The 18,648-nt window shown below is 57.1% G+C and carries 15 protein-coding genes; 6 read left to right on the forward strand and 9 right to left on the reverse strand.

Going from position 1 to position 18,648, the window contains the following annotated elements; genetic code table 11:
- Nucleotides 1-151: 151 nt before the first annotated feature.
- A complete protein-coding gene (locus AACY26_RS10130; RefSeq protein ID WP_339514097.1) occupies nt 152-1,423 on the forward strand; it encodes a serine hydrolase domain-containing protein in 1,272 nt (423 codons plus the stop codon).
- A 69-nt stretch (nt 1,424-1,492) separates the two neighbouring features.
- Here the strand turns inward: AACY26_RS10130 and AACY26_RS10135 are convergent, their stop codons facing one another.
- Complete coding sequence (locus tag AACY26_RS10135; protein ID WP_339513603.1) at nt 1,493-4,405, reverse strand: autotransporter family protein; 2,913 nt, start codon at nt 4,403-4,405, stop codon at nt 1,493-1,495.
- Between the two features lie 141 nt (nt 4,406-4,546).
- On the opposite strand from AACY26_RS10135, the gene AACY26_RS10140 reads away from it, so the two are divergent.
- Nucleotides 4,547-4,957, forward strand: coding sequence for a GFA family protein (locus tag AACY26_RS10140; RefSeq protein ID WP_339513605.1), 411 nt, complete (start codon nt 4,547-4,549; stop codon nt 4,955-4,957).
- Nucleotides 4,958-4,975: 18 nt separating this feature from the next.
- On the opposite strand, the gene AACY26_RS10145 is transcribed toward AACY26_RS10140, so the two are convergent.
- The 3 genes from AACY26_RS10145 to AACY26_RS10155 all read right to left on the reverse strand — a co-directional run bounded on the left by AACY26_RS10145 (nt 4,976) and on the right by AACY26_RS10155 (nt 8,019).
- The gene (locus tag AACY26_RS10145) at nt 4,976-5,434 is read right to left on the reverse strand and encodes a GNAT family N-acetyltransferase (protein ID WP_339513607.1); all 459 of its coding nucleotides are present in this window, start codon (nt 5,432-5,434) and stop codon (nt 4,976-4,978) included.
- A gap of 54 nt (nt 5,435-5,488) precedes the next feature.
- The gene (locus tag AACY26_RS10150) at nt 5,489-6,481 is read right to left on the reverse strand and encodes an asparaginase (RefSeq protein ID WP_339513609.1); all 993 of its coding nucleotides are present in this window, start codon (nt 6,479-6,481) and stop codon (nt 5,489-5,491) included.
- Between the two features lie 104 nt (nt 6,482-6,585).
- On the reverse strand, nt 6,586-8,019 hold the full coding sequence (locus AACY26_RS10155; protein WP_339513611.1) for an alanine/glycine:cation symporter family protein: 1,434 nt from the start codon (nt 8,017-8,019) through the stop codon (nt 6,586-6,588).
- Nucleotides 8,020-8,176: 157 nt separating this feature from the next.
- Between AACY26_RS10155 and AACY26_RS10160 the strand changes: the two genes are divergently transcribed.
- Nucleotides 8,177-8,989: a helix-turn-helix domain-containing protein gene (locus tag AACY26_RS10160; RefSeq protein WP_339513613.1), complete on the forward strand. Its 813-nt coding sequence runs from the start codon at nt 8,177-8,179 to the stop codon at nt 8,987-8,989.
- Between the two features lie 18 nt (nt 8,990-9,007).
- Here the strand turns inward: AACY26_RS10160 and AACY26_RS10165 are convergent, their stop codons facing one another.
- Together AACY26_RS10165 and AACY26_RS10170 are read right to left on the reverse strand one after the other, a co-directional pair.
- On the reverse strand, nt 9,008-10,276 hold the full coding sequence (locus AACY26_RS10165) for a dicarboxylate/amino acid:cation symporter (RefSeq protein ID WP_339513615.1): 1,269 nt from the start codon (nt 10,274-10,276) through the stop codon (nt 9,008-9,010).
- A gap of 317 nt (nt 10,277-10,593) precedes the next feature.
- Nucleotides 10,594-12,018, reverse strand: coding sequence for an aspartate ammonia-lyase (locus tag AACY26_RS10170; protein ID WP_339513617.1), 1,425 nt, complete (start codon nt 12,016-12,018; stop codon nt 10,594-10,596).
- A 244-nt stretch (nt 12,019-12,262) separates the two neighbouring features.
- Here AACY26_RS10170 and AACY26_RS10175 point away from each other — a divergent pair, with 244 nt between their 5' ends.
- Entirely contained in the window at nt 12,263-13,174 is a 912-nt protein-coding gene (locus AACY26_RS10175; RefSeq protein ID WP_339513619.1) for a LysR substrate-binding domain-containing protein, read from the forward strand.
- 124 nt (nt 13,175-13,298) lie between these two features.
- On the opposite strand, the gene AACY26_RS10180 is transcribed toward AACY26_RS10175, so the two are convergent.
- The 3 genes from AACY26_RS10180 to AACY26_RS10190 form a co-directional block, all read right to left on the reverse strand.
- Nucleotides 13,299-14,399 (reverse strand): polyamine ABC transporter substrate-binding protein, encoded by a 1,101-nt coding sequence (locus AACY26_RS10180; protein ID WP_339513621.1) that lies wholly within the window; start codon nt 14,397-14,399, stop codon nt 13,299-13,301.
- 2 nt (nt 14,400-14,401) lie between these two features.
- The gene (locus AACY26_RS10185) at nt 14,402-15,460 is read right to left on the reverse strand and encodes a histone deacetylase family protein (protein ID WP_339513623.1); all 1,059 of its coding nucleotides are present in this window, start codon (nt 15,458-15,460) and stop codon (nt 14,402-14,404) included.
- Between the two features lie 146 nt (nt 15,461-15,606).
- On the reverse strand, nt 15,607-16,599 hold the full coding sequence (locus AACY26_RS10190; RefSeq protein WP_339513625.1) for an AraC family transcriptional regulator: 993 nt from the start codon (nt 16,597-16,599) through the stop codon (nt 15,607-15,609).
- Nucleotides 16,600-16,909: 310 nt separating this feature from the next.
- Between AACY26_RS10190 and purE the strand changes: the two genes are divergently transcribed.
- The gene (gene purE, locus AACY26_RS10195) at nt 16,910-17,401 is read left to right on the forward strand and encodes a 5-(carboxyamino)imidazole ribonucleotide mutase (protein ID WP_339513627.1); all 492 of its coding nucleotides are present in this window, start codon (nt 16,910-16,912) and stop codon (nt 17,399-17,401) included.
- 22 nt (nt 17,402-17,423) lie between these two features.
- Nucleotides 17,424-18,506, forward strand: a complete 1,083-nt coding sequence (locus AACY26_RS10200) for a 5-(carboxyamino)imidazole ribonucleotide synthase (protein WP_339513629.1) — start codon at nt 17,424-17,426, stop codon at nt 18,504-18,506.
- The last annotated feature ends 142 nt before the right edge of the window (nt 18,507-18,648 follow it).

Below are 18,648 nucleotides of genomic sequence, written 5' to 3' on the forward strand. Positions count from 1 at the left end.
CGTCGAATGCATGCCGGGCGCCACAATTGTATTTATGGTGGGTCATGGGCGCTCTAGTCTGGCTCTTATGAGGACAGGCCAGTTATTTATCGCTATGGTTTAGACACCAACACTCTGTCCAATTGTCCAAAAACAAGGATCAGCAATGTCGATGAAAATGCGAGCCGCCGGCGGTTTATTGACCATGACTGCGGGGCTTTTGATCAGCGCCTGTGCGCAGACTGCCAGCACTGAAAACGACGCTACCAATGCATCGTCCACGCCCGAGAAACATCAATATATTGGCCGCGCGCAAGATTTGTACGATTTGCCGCCGCTGTATCAGCCGGGCACTTATCGCAATATGGATCAGCTGTATTTCACCCGCGATGTCGCCCGCGGTGACCAGGTTTATCCGTTGCCGCAGCAGCCCAATATCGACGTCACATACCAAGCCGATGGCGCCGAGCAAACCACTGATGACTTTATGCGCCGTAACCGGGTTGGCGGTCTGTTGATCATCAAAGACGGCAAAGTAGTGCTGGAAAAATATGGCCTTGGCAACGATGCCGATACCCGCTGGACCTCATTCAGTGTGGTCAAGTCGATCTCGTCCACATTGGTAGGCGCTGCTGTGCAGCAAGGTCGAATCAATGTTAAAGCGCCCATTACCCAATACCTGCCAGCGCTCAAGGGCGGAGCATATGACGGCGTTACCGTCGAGCAGGTGTTGCGCATGAGTTCTGGCGCTGACTGGAATGAGACCTACCGCGACCCGACTTCGGATCGCCGCAAGATGTTCGAGTTGCAGCTATCAAATACGCCGGGTTCGCTGGTCAAGCAACTGAGCCAGCTCAAGCGCAAGTCGAAGCCTGGCACTGTTTTCAAATACAGCACCGGTGAGTCGCACCTGCAGAGCGAGTTGGTTCACGCGGCCACGGGCATGACCACCAGCGATTATCTGTCTGATCGGATCTGGGCGCGCATGGGCATGGAAAAGTCTGCCTACTGGCAGCTAGATGCGCAGGCAGGCCAGGAGATTGGTAGCAGTGGTTTTTCCGCAACGCTTAAAGATTACGGCCGCTTCGGCCAGTTCATCCTCAATGATGGCGTTATTGATGGCGAGCGTATTCTGCCCAAGGGTTGGCTGGATAAGGCCACCGAAGTTGATCCGGCGTCTTACCTGGCCCCGGGCAAGCTCTACGGCGGAGATTACATCCTCGGTTACGGTTACCAGTGGTGGCTGTTCCCAACGGGCAAAGCGGCGCGAGCGCAGCACGACGGCGCCTTCGAGGCGCAGGGTATCTTCGGCCAGTTTGTGTATATAAACCGCAAGGAAAACCTGGTCGCAGTAGTCTGGAGTGCCTGGCCAGAACCTGAAATGGACAAGCAAGAAATGGAAACCTACGACTTTATTGCAGCGGCAATCAAGGCGCTGAAATAACGCGAGGCTCAAGCCAAAAGGGGCAGATCTTTGGTCTGCCCCTTTGTTATGCACATCTGATATTTGCTATTAAAAACCTAGCTGCCACTGCACTGTTAATGCATGGTTGCGCGAGTCATTACCGAGTTGGCCAGTGTAGGCCAGGCCGAGGTTTTGCCTGGCGCTGATGCCGACGTCAAAACCCGCTTCCACGAGCATGCTATTGCGGTCCAAAGCGCTGCCTTCAACGCTGAACGCTGTACCGCCAGTGAGGAATGACTGGCGCGTGTTGCTATCAACATCACCATAAACATGGCGCCAGCCGACGCCGAGACGCGGGGTGAAGCTCATGCCGTTGTCCAAAGTGTCGAAACGGGCGATGCGCACACCCAAGGTGCTGGTCATGTTGTCTTGGTCTTGTGACTCAACATGCAATGCGGCCGGGCCACCTTTTTCGTTGTAGCTGTCGCGCTCATAGCGTTGATAGCCGAGGTTGGCGTAAGGCTCTGCCTGCAGTTTGCCGCTGTTGATGGCGTAGCCGAGTTCAGCGAAGGCTTGCAGGCTATCGGCGTCGTAATCACCGCGAACGCTGTCGTTGAAACCATTGAAGTTGACCTCACGCTTGCTGTCGCCGTCATGGCTGCTGTACGCCGCACCGAGGCGCAAGTTATAGGCGCCGCTTTGGCGTAAGGCGTAAGTGCCAATGTGGTAGCTGTCGACGCTGCCATCCGCATCTGAGCCTGCGTCGATATCGGTGTTCGAGTAACCGGCCAGTACCCCTAAGCGCCATTGACCATTAAGGGCCCAGTCGGTGCCGATCACAGCACCGCCGGTATTCTGGTCGATATCGTGGCTGCCATTGTTGCCGTCGAGCGTACCGTTACTGCCCAACGCCTGTACCCAGAGCCGGCCTTGAGCATTGGGATCATTAAGGTTGCGGGCTTCACTGGGCAAGCCGTTGGCGGCAAGCAGCGGGCCGTCTTGCAGGTCGATCGCGCTTTGCAGGTTACCGCTCATGCCGCCACCGAGTTGCTGCATGGCGCCGAGCATGGCGCTGCCGATCTGGCTGCTGCCTGCCAACGTGGCATTGGCCAGGCTGGCGTTGCTGGCGCCAGATAGTTGTTCCAGACCTGCGCTGGCGCTGCTTGCGTCGCTGCTTAGCAAGGCGTTGTAAAGTGCCGGGTTGCTGCTGGCGGTGATGCGCTGCGCGGCGTTTGCAGCATTTGCGCCGCTGGCCAGATCGCTGAAGGCAACATCGTTGCGTTGCAGTTCGAGTTCGACACTAGTGGCCGTGTAGGACAGCGTTGGCGTGAGAAAGGCAAAATTGCTGCTGACGCTGGCAAACTCACCCGTTACACCTTCGGTTGCGTTAACTACGCTGTAGCTACTTTGTTTTGGATAGTCGCCACTGCCCGCGAGAACATCCAGCTTGGCGCCGTTGACCTGCGCGCTGCCATTGACCTGTACGGGCGTGTGGCTGCCGTCCGCCGCGACGGCGAAAGCGAGTGTTGAGCCCGCTTCCAGATTGAGGTTTTGCACCTGGCCTGCGCCGCTGTAGGTGGCGCCTGACTTAACGTTCAAGGTACCGCCGATCTGGCCTTGGTTGATCAGCCCGGCGCCGCTCTGAACCTCACCGCCTTCGCTGAAGTCATTGCTGGTGATGGTCCATATACCCTGTTTAACCGCTAGCCATTCAAAGTTCTGGCTGTTGCCGAAGCTGCCGCCAGCAGCATCGTCCAGGCTCAGGCTGTCACGGCCTTCACCGCCATCGACCAAACCGACAAACTGGCTGTGCGTGCCCAGCGTCAGGCTGTCATCTCCGCCGCCGAGATCCAGTGCCAAGCCGCTGGCGCCGCTAATCAGGCCATTATTGATCACGTTGTCGGCCTGATCGCCGATAATGCGTACGCCGTCGCCATCAAGGCCGAGGATGCTGCCGTGGTTTTCGAGGAAGGTGGCGAACGGGGCGCCACCGGTTGCGCTGTCATCGATCAGGATAGCATTGGCGGCGCCGCTGATGGTTGCGCCTTCACGGTTGATAATGGTGCCACCGCCCATGGCGATACCTTCGCCCGTATTCGCCGCGCCGTCTTTCTCGCCGCCCGCGCCCGTGCCTTCAATGATGCCATGGTTGTCGATGTAGCCTTGGCCGTCGATATCCACGCCATCGCCGTCGCCATTGGCTGCAATGCCGTTGTAGCTGCCGGTTATGCGCCCGTAGTTGGTGACCTTGCCGTCGCCGTCAGAGCCGAAGCCCGAGCCGTTGCGACCGATGATTACGCCATCTTGGTAGTTGATCAGTTCGGCGCCGATGTCGGTGGTGATGCCATGGCGGCCACCGCTGATCAAGCCGTGGTTTTCCACCTTGCCACCGCTTGATTCGTCGAAGTCGATACCGTCGAATTTGGCTTCGTCGTCGGTCATGTCGCCGCTGCTGATCTCGCCATAGTTGATCACCGTGGCGTTGGCACCGAGGCGCATCGCATCTTCAACCACGCCATGAATGACGCCTGTTTCGCGGTTTAGGATGTCAATTTTTACATCGGTCTGCAGCGCTTTGAGCATGATTGCCCGGTCGCCTTGCGAGGTGATGGTGCCGGCGTTGTCGATGCTCACCGTACTGCCGGCGAAGTCGCCGTCGATGCGAATGCCTTGCTTGGCCGCATCAATGGTTGCACCTGCGCGGTTGATGATCTGGTAGTTGCGTGCCGGGCCGTCGCCGTCATCGCTATCGATGCCGCGATCCTTGCTCGATTGCAGAATACCGCTGTTATCGATGGTCACACCTGCGCCGCTGGTATCGCCTTTGAGCAACACGGCGGGGTCTTTTTTGGTGATAACGCTGCCGCTGCCGCTGATGATCAGGCTGCTTTCACCGGCCAGTTCCTGGCTGTCGGTGACGGCATCGCTGATTGTCTGGTCAGCTGCCAGCGCTTGGGTACTGACTCCAGCGAACAGGCTGAGGGCGATGCAACGGGCAAGGTGGGTCGGTCGAAAATGCATGGCGGCGAGCAGTCCTTGTTATTAGGCATAGCCGCTTTTTATAACTGAGACATCTTACAGTTTTGTAACAGCTACTTAATTGGAATAGTCGATCAGCCGCACTCAGCTAAAGTTTATGTCTTCATAGACTGGGAGCTGGATATGTCTGAGCAAATAATCAAAGGGGGTTGCCAGTGCGGCGCGGTGCGTTATTCGCTGGAAGGCGAGCCGCTGATGGCTGCGATCTGTCATTGCACAATGTGTCGCCGAGCGCATGCGGCGCCGGCCGTGGCCTGGGCAATGTACCAGCAGGATCAAGTTCACTTCACTCAGGCGCAGCCGAAGCTGTACGCTTCATCGGCAGATGCGCAGCGTGGTTTTTGTGAGCACTGCGGCACGCAAATTTTGTTTAGCGCAAGCTTTCTGCCGGGCTTGATTGATATCACCGTCGGCAGCCTCGACGACCCGCAAGCGTTTACCCCGACATTGCACTATTGGCATTCAGAGCATCTGTCGTGGGCCGAGTTTGCCGATGGCCTGCCGCGTTATCCCGAGCTGCCACCTTTCGAGTAAGGCGCAGTTGACTGAGGCTTACTTGAATTGCTTGCGGTACTGGATAAAGCCAGAACGCTCGGCAATGCGCTCGTAAAGCAGCATGGCTTTGCTGTTGCTCTCATGCGTGAGCCAGTAAGCGCGTGAGCAATTGGCCTGTTGCGCTTGGGCGTAGACAAATTCGATCAACTGGCGTCCGCAACCATTGCTGCGCACATTCTTGTCGATGAATAAATCCTGCAAATAGCAGTAGTCGCCCACGGTCCAGGTTGAGCGGTGGTAGACCCAATGAACCAGGCCGATCGCTTGGCCGTCGTGCCAGGCCAGTGCGGCATTGACTGGTTCATCAGGATCGAGAAAGCGCTGCCAGCTAACGTCGCTAGCCTCGGCTGGAATCTCGGTCATGTAAAAGCGTTGGTAACCTTGCCAAAGTGGCAGCCAAGCGGCGTGGTCTTCGGCGCTGACCGGGCGAACTTCGACTTCGATACGGGCGGCCATGTGCTGTCCTCCTGTCAATTATTATTGTTGTTTGAGTGCGCGTTTGCGGGCTGGTTACTCGGCACGTTCACCGCACAGGTCAAGGCTGAACCAGTGCTCGACCTCATGTTGCTCAAGGCCGGCACCCAGCAAGGAGAATAACTTGCCCAGCGCCGCTTCGCGAGTCATGCCGCCGGCAGAAACCAGCCCGGTGGTTTGCAGTTGGCTACCGGCAGCATAGACGCCAAATTCAACATGGCCTTGCGGGCACTGGCTGATTGCCGCGAGCACTACGCCCCGATCATGGGCGCTTTTAAGCGCCGCCAATAGAGGAGCGTTGTCCGAAGGCCCGGTACCGCTGCCGTAGCACTCAAGTAGCAGGGCTTGTACGCCGCTGCCAAGCAGTGCGCTGATGTGTTCAGCTTGTATGCCGGGATACAAAGGCAGTACTGCAATGCTGACCGGGTGGCGTGGCTGGCGATAATCAATGGCCTGGGGTATCTGCTCGGCTCGCGGACTGACGCGCTGGCGCGGTAAAACAGTGAATGCATCAAAGGCATCACTTTGCAGCTTGCTGACCCGGGCGCCATGCATCAATGCACCGTTGAAATACACCTGCACGCCCTTGGCCTGACCTTGATGCAGCGCGCGCATGGCGCCGAACAAGTTGCCCCAGGCATCGCTACCTTCGGTGCCTGCAGGCAGCATGGCGCCGGTCAATACCACTGGCACCGGCAAACCCAGCAACAGGAAGCTCAAGGCGGCGGCGCTGTAGGCCAGGGTGTCTGTGCCTTGCAGCACCAGTGCGCCATCGCAGCCGTGCTGCTCAATGCCTTCAATAATCGCATTTACCATTGCCAGCCAGTTGGCTTGGCTCATATTGGCGCTGTCGATGGGGGGCAGTAATTCGCTGAAAATCCACTCCGGTAGCTGGCCTTGGTCTTCTTCAGATTGTTGCGTACGAACACGGGCTTCAAATCCGGATGCCGGGGCCAGTCCATCGGCGCTTTGCTGCATGCCAATGGTGCCGCCGGTGTAGATCACAAGGAGTTTTTTGCAAGCGGCCATGGTCGCTCCTCAATAAATGCGGGATAACAAAAGGGGCTAGCAAGCCCCCTTTTGTGGTTACAAATAGTGTTACAGACCGTTCCCTGAGCCTGCCTGGGGTCGCCTTAAGCTGGATTGGTGACAGCAGTCTTCTCAGCGCTGTTCTGGGCTTTTAGTTGCGCCCAAACAGCCGGGTCGAGATCCAAGTCACTAAACTCGTTGGGATCGAATACCGGAGACTTAATTCCTGCTTTCATCTGCTTGTCGTAGTCACGCATCAAACGCAAGCCAACTTTGAACAGCAGCGCCAAAGCCACCAGGTTGCAGATAGCCAGCAAGCCCATGGTCACGTCGGCGAAGGCGAATACAGTACCGAGGTCTTGTACCGAGCCCCAGAACACCAGCACTGCAACCATAACCCGGTAAACCATGACTGGCATACGCTTTTGGGTGAAAAAGCCCAGTGCGTTTTCGCCCAGGTAGTAGTTGTAGATCAGGGTGGTGAACACGAACAGCAACAATGCCACGCTGATAAATACACGGCCCCATTCACCAACCACGCTGGCAACAGCGGTTTGTGTCAGCAGAACCCCGGCCATTTCACTGCCTGGCTGATACACGCCAGAGAGCAGAATGATCAGCGCGGTGCAGCTGCACAGGATGATGGTGTCGATAAATACACTGAGCGATTGCACGATGCCCTGTGCGACCGGGTGCGGAACCTCGGCAACTGCGGCGACGTTCGGTGCGCTGCCCAAACCTGCTTCGTTGGAGAACAGGCCGCGCTTGACGCCCATGATGATGGCGGCGCCAATACCGCCTGCAAACGCAGGTTCAAGGCCAAAGGCACTGCGGAAAATCAGGGCGAATACATCCGGGATGCGATCAGCGTTGCTGCCGATAACAAACAAGGCCATGGCGATGTATGAGAATGCCATCACCGGCACCAGGATGTCGGCGAACTTGGCGATACGCTTGATGCCGCCAAAGATGATCATGCCGATCACGGCCATCAGCACCACGCCGCTGATATAGGTCGGCACGCCGAAGGTGTCGTGCAGCGAGCTGGCGACTGTGTAGGACTGCACCGCGTTGAAGCCGAAGCCGAAGGTCATCAGCAGCAGGATCGAAACGACGATGCCCAACCAACGCTGGCCCAAGCCATGCTGAATGTAGAACGCTGGGCCGCCACGGTAGCCGCCGTCGGGTTCGCGGCGCTTGTACAACTGGGCAATCGAACACTCGAAGTAGCTGGTTGCCATGCCGACCAGCGCCACGACCCACATCCAGAAGATTGCGCCTGGTCCGCCAAGGATAATCGCTACCGATACACCGGCAATGTTGCCTGCGCCGACGCGTCCGGCTACGGACAGCATCAGGGCCTGGAACGAGCTGAGTTGGCCTGGCTGGCGTTTGAATGCCTCGGCAAAAATGCTGAACATGCTGCCGAAATAGCGGAATTGGACGAAGCGCGAGGCGATGGTGAAGAACAGGCCAAGGCCGATCAGCATCACGATCAGCAGCTTGCTCCAGATGAGGTCATTGAGTAAATCGAGCATAAGGGCAGTCACTCTTTGTTGTTCTGATTGAAGTTGGCCTCTGCGGACCTTTTTCAATGATTGTAGATGCGAATGTTTCAAACAATTTCGCAGGTTGCAGTGATGTGATGCTATTTGATGCTACTATCGCGTCACTTACTTCGACTGGAACAGCCGCATGTCGGATTCGTTTGGCGCCAACCTCAAGCTGCTGTGCAGTCACTACCGCTCAATTGCCGAGGTGTGTCGCAAACTCGCGATCAATCGGGCGCAATTCAACCGTTATCTGGCGGGCCAGAGCAGGCCGACAGTCCATAACCTGAAGCGTATCTGCGATTTTTTTGGGGTCGAGGACTATGAATTGGTCCTGCCGCAGGAGCAGTTTGCCCGGCTGATTGGGGCTCGCGATAACAGTGCGGCAAGTGCATCGGCCGGCGCGCCACTGCTTGAGTTGTTCGAATCGCTTAGCGAGCACTCAAACGACCTGTCACGCTATTGCGGCTACTACTTTGAATACTCCAATTGCATGTCGGTGCCGGGGCAGATCTTGTTGTCGCTGGTGCACTTGCGCGAGGAGCGTGGCAGTTTTGTATTTGAACGTCAGGAGCGCCAAGAACGTGCGCGCGGCGGCGGTGCCGAGGATTGGGTGCGTTGCCGCTATTTGGGCGCTGCGTTCTATCTTCAGGATCGGGTATTTCTGATCGATTACGAAAGCCTCACCGGCAACGAAATGAGCCAGACCATACTGATTCCCAGCTTTAAAAGTCGCATCACTCGTTTGAATGGCCTGAAGACTGGCGTCTCCAGTGGTGATCAGCGCACACCTGCCTGTACGCGCGTGGTCTGGGAGTTTCTCGGTACAGACATCAACCGGGTTAACACCTATCGCCAGGTGATGCTCTATGCACCCGATGATCCGCGTATTGATGATGACGTGCGCCAACGCTTGGCTGGCGCACGCATCCGCCAGGGGCTATTCGAAATCGAATAAACCCCATTGCGCTAGCTGTTACTGGGTGCCGTCGTGGTTGGGGCTGTTGTAAATCTCGACATCCAGCTCTTTTTCGCTGCGGCCAACCAAGGTTGTGGTCATCAAGTCGCCCGCGACGTTGACTGTGGTGCGCGCCATATCGAGGATGCGGTCAATACCGGCAATCAAGGCAACACCCTCAAGCGGCAGGCCCGCAGCGGTCAGCACCAGGCCAAGCATAATCAAGCCCGCGCCAGGTACACCGGCTGTACCGATGGACGCCAGCGTGGCGGTGAGGATGATCATCATGTACTGGCCCGCGCCCAGGTCAACGCCGAAGGCCTGGGCAATAAACAGCGCCAGCACACCTTGATAGATCGCCGTGCCATCCATGTTGATGGTGGCGCCAACCGGTAGCACGAAGCCCGCCACGCCCTGTGACACGCCGAGGTTCTTGCGCGCGCACTCAATCGAGATTGGCAGGGTGCCCGAACTGCTTGAGGTACTGAATGCAACCGCCAGTGCAGGCGCAATACCACGCAGGAAGCGCATTGGGCTCAAGCGCGCGAGCAAACCAATCAGGCCGCCGTAGACCAACACCACATGGGCGATACTGGCGAGGTAGATCACCCCTATTACTTCGGCCAGTGGCAGCAGCACTTCAGCGCCGTGACTGCCCACTACACCGGCGATCAAGGCAAACACGCCATAGGGTGCAAGGCCCATGATCAGGTCGGTCAGCTTGTAGAAGGTCTCGGCCAGACTATCGAACAGTTTGATGGCCGGGGCGGCTTTTTCACCGACCAGATTCATGCTCACACCAATGGCGATGGCGAACACGATGATCTGCAGTACGTTGCCTTCGGCAAAAGCGGTCACCGGGTTGCTTGGCACCAGGCCAACCAGGATCGAGACCAGCGATGGCGCCTCTTTGGCAGCCTCTTGACCGCTGGCAACCATATTGAGGCCGTCACCCGGGGTGAATACCGCACCAAACAACAGGCCGATACTGACCGCGAATGCGGTGGTGACCATGTAGATAGTGATGGTTTTGATGCTGATCCGCCCGAGCTTGGCGGAGTCCTGCATGGAGGTGATGCCCGACACCAGCGAAACAAACACCAGTGGCACGATCAACATCTTGATGGCATTTAGGAAGAGGGTGCCGATGGGCGCCAGAACCAGTGCGTCTTCTTTGAAGATCGCACCTGTGGCAACACCGAGCACCAGGCCAATCAGTATCTTGTGCCACAGTTGTAGGCGTTTCCAGCGGCCCAGCGGTGTCGCGGTTTTAGAACTCTGAGTCATGCGTTTCACCATTTCAGTAACTGTTGTTGAGCAGACCGTCTGTGCGATCTTGAGGAATGCTCGTAACCTGCATAGCTAGACCAACGAAGTCATAGTGATGATTGATCTGTTGGCTGTTCACCTGCTGGCCACGCGCGAATGGTTAACCTGCATCTGGCCACTGGGCGTTCAGCCGCATGGACTGAGTCCAGATGTGCAGGGAAATACAGTGAGCGGTGACGGCAGGGGAATACAAAGGGCGCGCAGTTTACCGAGCGTTCGCTGCGTTTTCTCCCTAAGTTTTCCCCTGATTGAGCACTTTCGTCGGAAAGTTGAGGTTAGGCCTTAAGCGGTACCAGGCGCGGAGCAATCATGTTTTCCGGACGCAGGATGTCGTCAAGGGTGCCGTCATCCAAGAGTTTTTCTTCGCGCACCAACTCCAGCACGCCGCGGCCGCTTTCCAGGGCGAGTTTGGCGATACGGGTGGCATTTTCGTAACCGATATACGGGTTCAGCGCGGTAATCAGGCCGATGGAGTTTTCCATCAGTTGACGGCAATGCGCTTCGTTGGCGGTGATCCCGACGATGCAATGCTCGCGCAGCATGTCCATGGCGCGTTGCAGCAGGCGGATTGAGTCGAAGATCTTGTAGGCGATCAGCGGCTCCATGACGTTGAGCTGTAACTGGCCGCCTTCAGCCGCCAAGGTCAGCGCCAGATCGTTACCAATCACTTCAAATGCCACTTGGTTGACCGCTTCCGGGATGACCGGGTTGACCTTGCCCGGCATGATCGAGCTGCCTGGCTGACGTGGCGGCAGGTTGATTTCATTGATGCCGGTGCGTGGCCCGCTGGACAGCAAACGCAGGTCGTTACAGATCTTCGACAGCTTCACTGCGGTGCGCTTGAGCATACCCGAGAACAATACGAAGGCGCCCATATCGGAGGTGGCTTCGATCAAGTCAGCCGCTGGCACCAGAGGCTGGCCGCTGATTGCCGCCAAACGCTCGACCGCGAGCATCTGGTAACCCGGATCGGCGTTGATGCCGGTGCCGATCGCAGTGCCGCCGAGGTTGATTTCAGTCAACAGCTCTGGCGCCAGGCTGCGCAGGCGTGCGAGGTCTTCACCCAGGGTATTGGCGAAGGCGCGGAATTCCTGACCAAGGGTCATAGGCACGGCGTCTTGCAACTGGGTACGGCCCATCTTCAAGACGTGGGCGAACGCTTCACCTTTGGCGGCGAAAGCATGAATCAGGCTGTCGAGACTGGCCAGCAAAGTGTCGTGGCCAAGCAACAAGCCCAGGCGAATCGCGGTTGGGTAGGCGTCGTTGGTTGACTGCGCCATGTTCACATCGTTGTTTGGATGCAGGAAGCTGTACTCGCCTTTTTGCTTGCCCATGGCTTCGAGCGCAATGTTGGCAATGACTTCGTTGGCGTTCATGTTGGTTGATGTACCGGCGCCGCCTTGAATCATGTCGACCACGAACTCATCGTGGAAATCGCCGCGGATAATCCGGGCGCAGGCTTCGCTAATCGCCGCGTGCTTTGCTTCGCTGAGATGGCCCAGTTGGCAGTTGGCGTCGGCGGCTGCTTGCTTGACCATCGCCAAAGCGGTGACCAGCTTCGGATAGTGGGCCAGCGGTACGCCAGAAAGACGGAAGTTGTTTACGGCGCGCAGGGTTTGAATGCCGTAATACGCTTCGCTTGGGACTTCAAGGGTGCCTAGCAGGTCTTTTTCAACGCGGAATGATGCAGCAGCGGACATGATTGAGGTGATCTCTGTATTCGGCGAGAGGTATCGCCATGCCTTATAGGGTAAGGACTTCACCGATATTCAAGCCAATGCTGTTAAACGCTATGCTATGCGTAATCGGCATAATGTCGATGTGACTTGCAAAGGCTGGCAGACGTTGTGCGAAGACCTGCGAGGGAAATATTTGCCGTTTTACGGGTGCTCGAAGCTGACCTGTGGATAACTTTTAAAGCGTTAACCTGATGTTGGGGGATTGATGAATCTGGAAACCAAGTGGCTGGAAGACTTTGTCGCGCTGGCGACCACGCGCAGTTTCTCGCGTGCGGCGGAGAAGCGATTCGTCACCCAGCCAGCGTTTAGCCGGCGGATTCGCAGCCTTGAGTCAATGCTTGGGCTGACCTTGATCAACCGCTCCTGCACACCGATTGAATTGACCGAGGCCGGACAGCTGTTTCTGGTGACGGCGCGCAGTATGGTTGAGCAATTAGGCGAGGTTGTGCGGCATTTGCATAATCTTGAAGGCAAGCAGGGCGAGGTGTTGCAAATCGCTGCCGCGCACTCACTGACCCTGGGGTTTTTCCCTGAATGGATCGCTCGCTTGCGCCGTGAAGGTTTGCCGCTCAATACCCGGCTGGTGGCGACCAACGTGGGTGAGGCGGTGCATTCGTTGCGTGAGGGCAGTTGCGATTTGATCCTCGCTTATTACGATCCTGATGCCGCCTTGCAGATGGACCCGGAAATATTCCCTTCGTTGTATATGGGCAGTACCGAGATGCTGCCAGTTTGCGCAGTCGATGAGCAGGGGCAGCCGTTGTTTGATCTCGACAGTGGCCAAACGGTGCCGTTGCTGGCTTATACCGCCGGTGCGTTTCTTGGGCGCTCGGTGAATCTGTTGTTACGCCAGCGTGCGTTGCGATCGACCACGGTGTATGAAACCGCAATGGCGGACAGCCTCAAAAGCATGGCGCTGCAAGGCATGGGCGTGGCCTGGGTGCCACGCTTGAGCGTGACTGCCGAGTTGCTGCGCGGAGAGCTGGCGGTGTGTGGGACGCAGGCGTGGCAGGCGCCGCTGGAGATTCGCTTATACCGTTGCGCCTTGGTGCGCAAAGCCGCGGTGCGCCTGCTTTGGCGCAAGCTGGAAAGCGGCGAAGTCGGGCAGCCGAAGTAGGGTGGGCGACGTTTTTCCGCCCACCATCAGCGGTTGTGGATATTTCTGCGATTGGCCAGGCGCCGGTGGACAAGCTTGGCGTTGTCACACCCTACGCGGAAGGTGCGACAACCTCGTTTGAGCCTTAGGTCCCTGACTTGATCTTGGTCCAGGCGCGGGTGCGCATCCGCTCGGCTTTCTGCGGCAGCGGCTGGAGCACGTACAGGGTTTTCTGCGCTTCAGCGGTAGGCGTCAGCCCTGCATTATCGCGGATTTCAGATTTCATCATCGGCAAGGCGGCCTTGTTCGGGTTTGGGTAGCCGAGGAAGTTGCTGGTCGATGCAATCACTTGTGGGTCGAGCAAGGTGTTGAGGAATTCATGGGCTTCTTCAACGTTTTGCGCGCTGGCCGGTATGGCGAACGAGTCAAACCACAGTGGCGCGCCTTCTTTCGGTAGGCGCCAATCGACCACTACGCCGTTACCCGCTTCTTTGGCGCGGTTGGCGAACTGATAGAAGCTGCCCGAGTAACCGACGGCTACGCAGATATTGCCATTGGCAATGTCGGTCATGTATTTGGCCGAGTGGAAATAGGCAATATTCGGGCGGATTTTCATCATCAGGTCGGTGGCTTTGTCGTAGTCCTCCTTCTTGGTGCTATTGGGGTTGAGCCCCAGGTAATGCAAGGCGATTGGCATGATATCGCCGGGTGAGTCGAGCATCGCCACGCCACATTGCTTGAGCTTGGAGATGTTTTCTTCTTTGAAAATCAAATCCCAGCTATCGACCGGAGCATCGGCGCCGAGCGCCTCTTTAACCTTGGCCGGGTTGAAGCCAATGATTACCGTACCGTACATGTAAGGCACGGCATGCTCGTTGCCCGGATCGTTGGTCGCCATTAGCTTTAACAGCTCTGGGTCGAGATTTTTCCAGTTGGACAACTTGCTCTTATCGAGCTTCTGGAACACGCCTGCCTTGATTTGAGTGTCTAGAAAGGTGTTGGACGGCACCACCAGATCGTAGCCAGAGTTGCCGGTAAGCAGCTTGGCTTCCAGTGATTCATTGGTGTCGAACACGTCCCAGGTCAGCTTGATCCCGGTGCTTTTGGCGAAGTCTTTCGGCACCGACGGCAAAATATAATCGGCCCAGTTATAAACCCGTAACTCACGCTCAGCTGCGTGTGCTGCGCTGGCCAACATGGCTGTACCGCAGAGTGCGGCACCAATCAGGGTGCGGATTTTCTTCATGATCATGCGTCCTTCTTCGAATTATTAGGTCGGCAGACATTTTCAAAACCTTCCAACACATTGACTGCGTTGACGCCAATGGCTTCGACGGCATAGCCGCCTTCCATGACGAACAGCGTTGGTAAGCCCATTGCAGCAATCCGCTCGCCCATGCTCAGGTAATCCGGGCTGTCGAGTTTGAATTGCGAGATTGGGTCTTCTTTGTAGGTATCGACACCGAGCGAGACAATGACCACCTCGGCGTCGAATGCGTTTATCCGCTTGCAGGCGTCATCCAGGGCGGCGCCCCAGCTGTCCCAGGCACTGCCGGCAGGCAATGGATAGTTGATGTTGAACCCTTCACCCGCGCCTTCGCCATGTTCATCGGCATGGCCGAGGAAGAAGGGGAATTCAGCCAGCGGATCACCATGGATCGAGGTGAACAGCACATCGCTGCGTGAGTAGAAAATAGACTGAGTACCGTTGCCGTGGTGATAGTCGACATCGAGAATCGCCACCCGCTTGGTACCTTGGTCGATAAAGGCCTGTGCGGCAATGGCGGCATTGTTGAGGTAGCAATAGCCGCCCATCACATCGCTGGCAGCGTGATGGCCTGGTGGTCGGCACAAGGCAAATGCGCTCTGTGCGCCGTTTGCAATTTCGCGCTGGGCGGTGAGTGCGACCTGTGCGGCGCTGTAAGCCGCTTGCCAAGTACCTGCGGTAATGGGGGCGCCAGCGTCAAAGCTGTAGTAACCGAGTTGCCCGTGCAGGCTGGTTGGCAGGCGTTGGCTCAGGGTGCGCGCCGGCCAGGTGTAGGGCAGCAGATCCCCGTTTCCGTCTTGCTCTTGCCAGCGCGCCCAAGCCCCTTCGAAAAAATTCAGGTATTCGGCGGTGTGAATGCGCTCTATGGGCGCGCGGCCAAAATCCTGCGGCTCGCGAATCTCACCAATATTGCGATCCTTAACGCGCTGGAGAATATGATCAGCACGCTTGGGCATCTCAAAGCAGGGCATCAATTTGCCGTCGATCAACTCGCAGCTGCCGTGATGGAGGTGATGGTCGTCGCTGTAAATGGTGAGCATGATGGGAAGCCCTGCAGTTATTTGTTATGGCTCCATTGTTTGCCTGCAGGACGCCTGGGTGAACGCTGACAACGGCCAAAAGGGGATCGATATGGCCAAATTTTGCGACCGCTGCGAGCCTTTTCCTGCCTGTGGCGGGCTACCGTTCAGACTCTGAAATGGCTGGGCGCAACGCCGCTCCAGCGCTGGAACGCGTGGCGGAAGCTGGCTGTTTCACTAAAGCCGAGCTCTTCGGCAATCCGGTAGATGGGCCAGTGTTCCTGGCCCAATAACTCCTTGGCACGGGCAAAGCGCAGCTCATCAAGCAGCTCCTGGTAGTGCGTGCCCAATGTATGCAGATGACGACGCAGGGTTCGTGGCGAGCAGTGCATTTGCTGCGCCAGTTGTTCCAAACCGGGTGGATTGGGAAGCTGCGCTTCTATTTGCTGGCGTACGCGGTTTAGCCAGGCTTGCCGGGTGGAGAACTCGGCATTTTGCTGGCGACAGCGCACCAGCATTTCTTGATGAGTGACCGGATCGGCCAGGGGCAGGCGCTTATGCAGCAGCTCTGCGGGGAAGGAGAAGGCATTTTGCTTGGCATCAAAGCTAATCTGTTGGCCAAAGCTGGATGCGTAAAACGCCACATAGTCGGGTTGTTGATGGGTGAAGGTTGCGCTGGTCACGCTTATGGGGTCACCGAGTAAGTCGTCGCACATCAACTTCAGTGAAGCCATGCACATCTCGACATTAAACACTTCAAGTTGCTTTAGCTGCTTGTAGTCGCTGGCGCTAATCCACGCAAGGTCGTTCTCGACATGCAAATTGAGTTTGAAATAGGTACCCAACAGCGCCGGGTAGTCGAACATAAAGCGCAGGGCGTCACCTAAGGTTGCACTCGACAGCGCGGCGTAACCGAGCAATCCATAGGCTGAAACATGCATGCGTCGGCCCAACTCAAGGCCAAGGTCGCTGCGCAGGGCCAAGCCGTTGGCACACACTTGCAACTCTTGATGACGGGTAATACGCGTATCGCTGCTGTCCAGTGCCTTGGGGTCAATGCCGCTGTCAGCCAGCAGCGCTTCGATAAGCTCGGGCTGATTAGCAAAATATTTGAGGGTCAATGAGACCACATGCAGTGTCGTTAAGTGGGCCTGCAACATTGCTGCGTCCGTATTTATTGTTTGAATACAGGTTAAGCAAAATATACGCCGAGTTTGACGACAATCTGCGGAATATCAGCGTTCTGGTAGATAATTGCCGTTTTGGCCTATATTTGTTGCGGTCAAAGTATGACCAACGGTAAGGGTTAAAGCCCCATTCTCCGGTGTTTACACGCGTTTTTTTGCGGTACACTGCGCGGCCTTCGGCCGGCGGCACCCGGCCATATATCGCAAACAAGCCACGCTGGTTAAACCGCGTGGCTTGTTAGTTTTTGACGCGCCAGCTGGCGCCAAAGCAAGAGGCACAACGATGAGCACACTGGTAGGCGTGATCATGGGCTCCAAGTCCGACTGGAGCACCCTTAGCCACACCACCGAGATGCTGGATAAGCTGGGTATCGGTTATGAGGTGAAAGTTGTTTCAGCTCACCGCACCCCGGACTTGCTCTTCCAGTATGCCGAGCAGGCCGAGTCTCGTGGTATCCAGGTGATTATTGCGGGCGCTGGCGGCGCTGCACATTTACCGGGCATGTGTGCGGCTAAAACGCACCTTCCTGTACTGGGCGTGCCGGTGCAATCGTCGATGCTTTCCGGTGTTGATTCGCTGCTGTCCATCGTCCAGATGCCAGCCGGCGTGCCGGTTGCCACCTTGGCGATAGGCAAGGCGGGTGCAGTTAACGCGGCGCTGCTGGCAGCGAGTATTCTTGGCCATCAACACCCTGAGTTTCATGAGGCGCTGAAGAAATTCCGTGCCGAGCAAACTGAAACTGTTTTGGACAATCCAGACCCGCGCAACGCTTGAGTCGATCTAAAAGGGCTGTGTTATGAAAATCGGTGTAATCGGTGGCGGCCAGCTGGGCCGCATGTTGGCCTTGGCGGGCACTCCGCTGGGCATGAACTTCGCATTTCTCGACCCGGCGCCAGACGCCTGTGCACAGGCATTGGGTGAGCATATTCGCGCCGATTACGGTGATCAGGATCATTTGCGTCAGCTGGCCGATGAAGTGGATCTGGTGACCTTTGAATTTGAAAGCGTCCCGGCTGAAACCGTTGCCTTCCTGTCGCAGTTCGTGCCGGTTTATCCGGGGGCGCAAGCCTTGCGCATCGCCCGCGATCGTTGGTTTGAGAAGTCGATGTTCAAGGATCTTGGTATCCCGACCCCGGATTTTGCCGACATCCAATCGCAAGCGGATCTTGATGCCGCAGTCGCCAGCATTGGCCTGCCCGCCGTGATGAAAACCCGCACCCTGGGTTACGACGGCAAGGGGCAAAAGGTGCTGCGCAGCGCTGACGATGTTGCAGGCGCATTTGCCGAGCTCGGCAGCGTGCCATGTTTGCTCGAGGGTTTCGTGCCATTCACGGGCGAAGTTTCGCTGGTGGCTGTGCGTGGTCGCGACGGTGACACCCGTTTTTACCCTCTGGTGCACAACACGCACAACAGCGGCATTCTCGGCCTGTCGATTGCCAGCACCGATCACCCGCTGCAGGCGTTGGCTGAAGATTACGCCAGCCGCGTGCTGGATAAGCTCAGCTACGTCGGTGTGCTGGCCTTTGAGTTCTTTGAAGTCGATGGCGGCCTCAAGGCCAATGAAATCGCTCCGCGTGTGCATAACTCTGGCCACTGGACGATTGAAGGTGCTGAATGCAGCCAGTTTGAAAACCATCTGCGCGCCATTGCAGGTTTGCCGCTGGGTTCAACAGCCAAGGTTGGCGAGAGCGCCATGCTCAACTTCATTGGCGAAGTGCCGCCTGTGGATAAAGTGATCGCCATCGCCGACTGCCACCTGCATCACTACGGCAAAGCGTTCAAGGCTGGACGCAAGGTCGGCCACGCCACAGTGCGCAGTAAAGATCGCGCCATACTGGATCAGCAAGTCGCCGCCGTACAGGCCCTTATCGACGCCTGATAACCGGACCTGGCGCTGTGCAACGCAGCGCCAGGGGAACCTCCATTGGGATTGGCCGTCAGATGGCTGAGCGCCATAGTTGTTCTAGACTGTGGTTTGAGCGCCAGTATCGTCCAGTGATGATACCCACTGCTTGAACCTG

It is taken from the genome of Pseudomonas sp. RL_15y_Pfl2_60, from assembly GCF_963970595.1.
GTDB lineage: Bacteria > Pseudomonadota > Gammaproteobacteria > Pseudomonadales > Pseudomonadaceae > Aquipseudomonas.

Coding starts and splice junctions, on each gene's coding strand:
- AACY26_RS10130 (WP_339514097.1), top strand. CDS start 152: ATGAAAATGCGAGCCGCCGGCGGTTTATTGACCATGACTGCGGGGCTT.
- AACY26_RS10135 (WP_339513603.1), bottom strand. CDS start 4,405: ATGCATTTTCGACCGACCCACCTTGCCCGTTGCATCGCCCTCAGCCTG.
- AACY26_RS10140 (WP_339513605.1), top strand. CDS start 4,547: ATGTCTGAGCAAATAATCAAAGGGGGTTGCCAGTGCGGCGCGGTGCGT.
- AACY26_RS10145 (WP_339513607.1), bottom strand. CDS start 5,434: ATGGCCGCCCGTATCGAAGTCGAAGTTCGCCCGGTCAGCGCCGAAGAC.
- AACY26_RS10150 (WP_339513609.1), bottom strand. CDS start 6,481: ATGGCCGCTTGCAAAAAACTCCTTGTGATCTACACCGGCGGCACCATT.
- AACY26_RS10155 (WP_339513611.1), bottom strand. CDS start 8,019: ATGCTCGATTTACTCAATGACCTCATCTGGAGCAAGCTGCTGATCGTG.
- AACY26_RS10160 (WP_339513613.1), top strand. CDS start 8,177: ATGTCGGATTCGTTTGGCGCCAACCTCAAGCTGCTGTGCAGTCACTAC.
- AACY26_RS10165 (WP_339513615.1), bottom strand. CDS start 10,276: ATGACTCAGAGTTCTAAAACCGCGACACCGCTGGGCCGCTGGAAACGC.
- AACY26_RS10170 (WP_339513617.1), bottom strand. CDS start 12,018: ATGTCCGCTGCTGCATCATTCCGCGTTGAAAAAGACCTGCTAGGCACC.
- AACY26_RS10175 (WP_339513619.1), top strand. CDS start 12,263: ATGAATCTGGAAACCAAGTGGCTGGAAGACTTTGTCGCGCTGGCGACC.
- AACY26_RS10180 (WP_339513621.1), bottom strand. CDS start 14,399: ATGAAGAAAATCCGCACCCTGATTGGTGCCGCACTCTGCGGTACAGCC.
- AACY26_RS10185 (WP_339513623.1), bottom strand. CDS start 15,460: ATGCTCACCATTTACAGCGACGACCATCACCTCCATCACGGCAGCTGC.
- AACY26_RS10190 (WP_339513625.1), bottom strand. CDS start 16,599: ATGTTGCAGGCCCACTTAACGACACTGCATGTGGTCTCATTGACCCTC.
- purE (WP_339513627.1), top strand. CDS start 16,910: ATGAGCACACTGGTAGGCGTGATCATGGGCTCCAAGTCCGACTGGAGC.
- AACY26_RS10200 (WP_339513629.1), top strand. CDS start 17,424: ATGAAAATCGGTGTAATCGGTGGCGGCCAGCTGGGCCGCATGTTGGCC.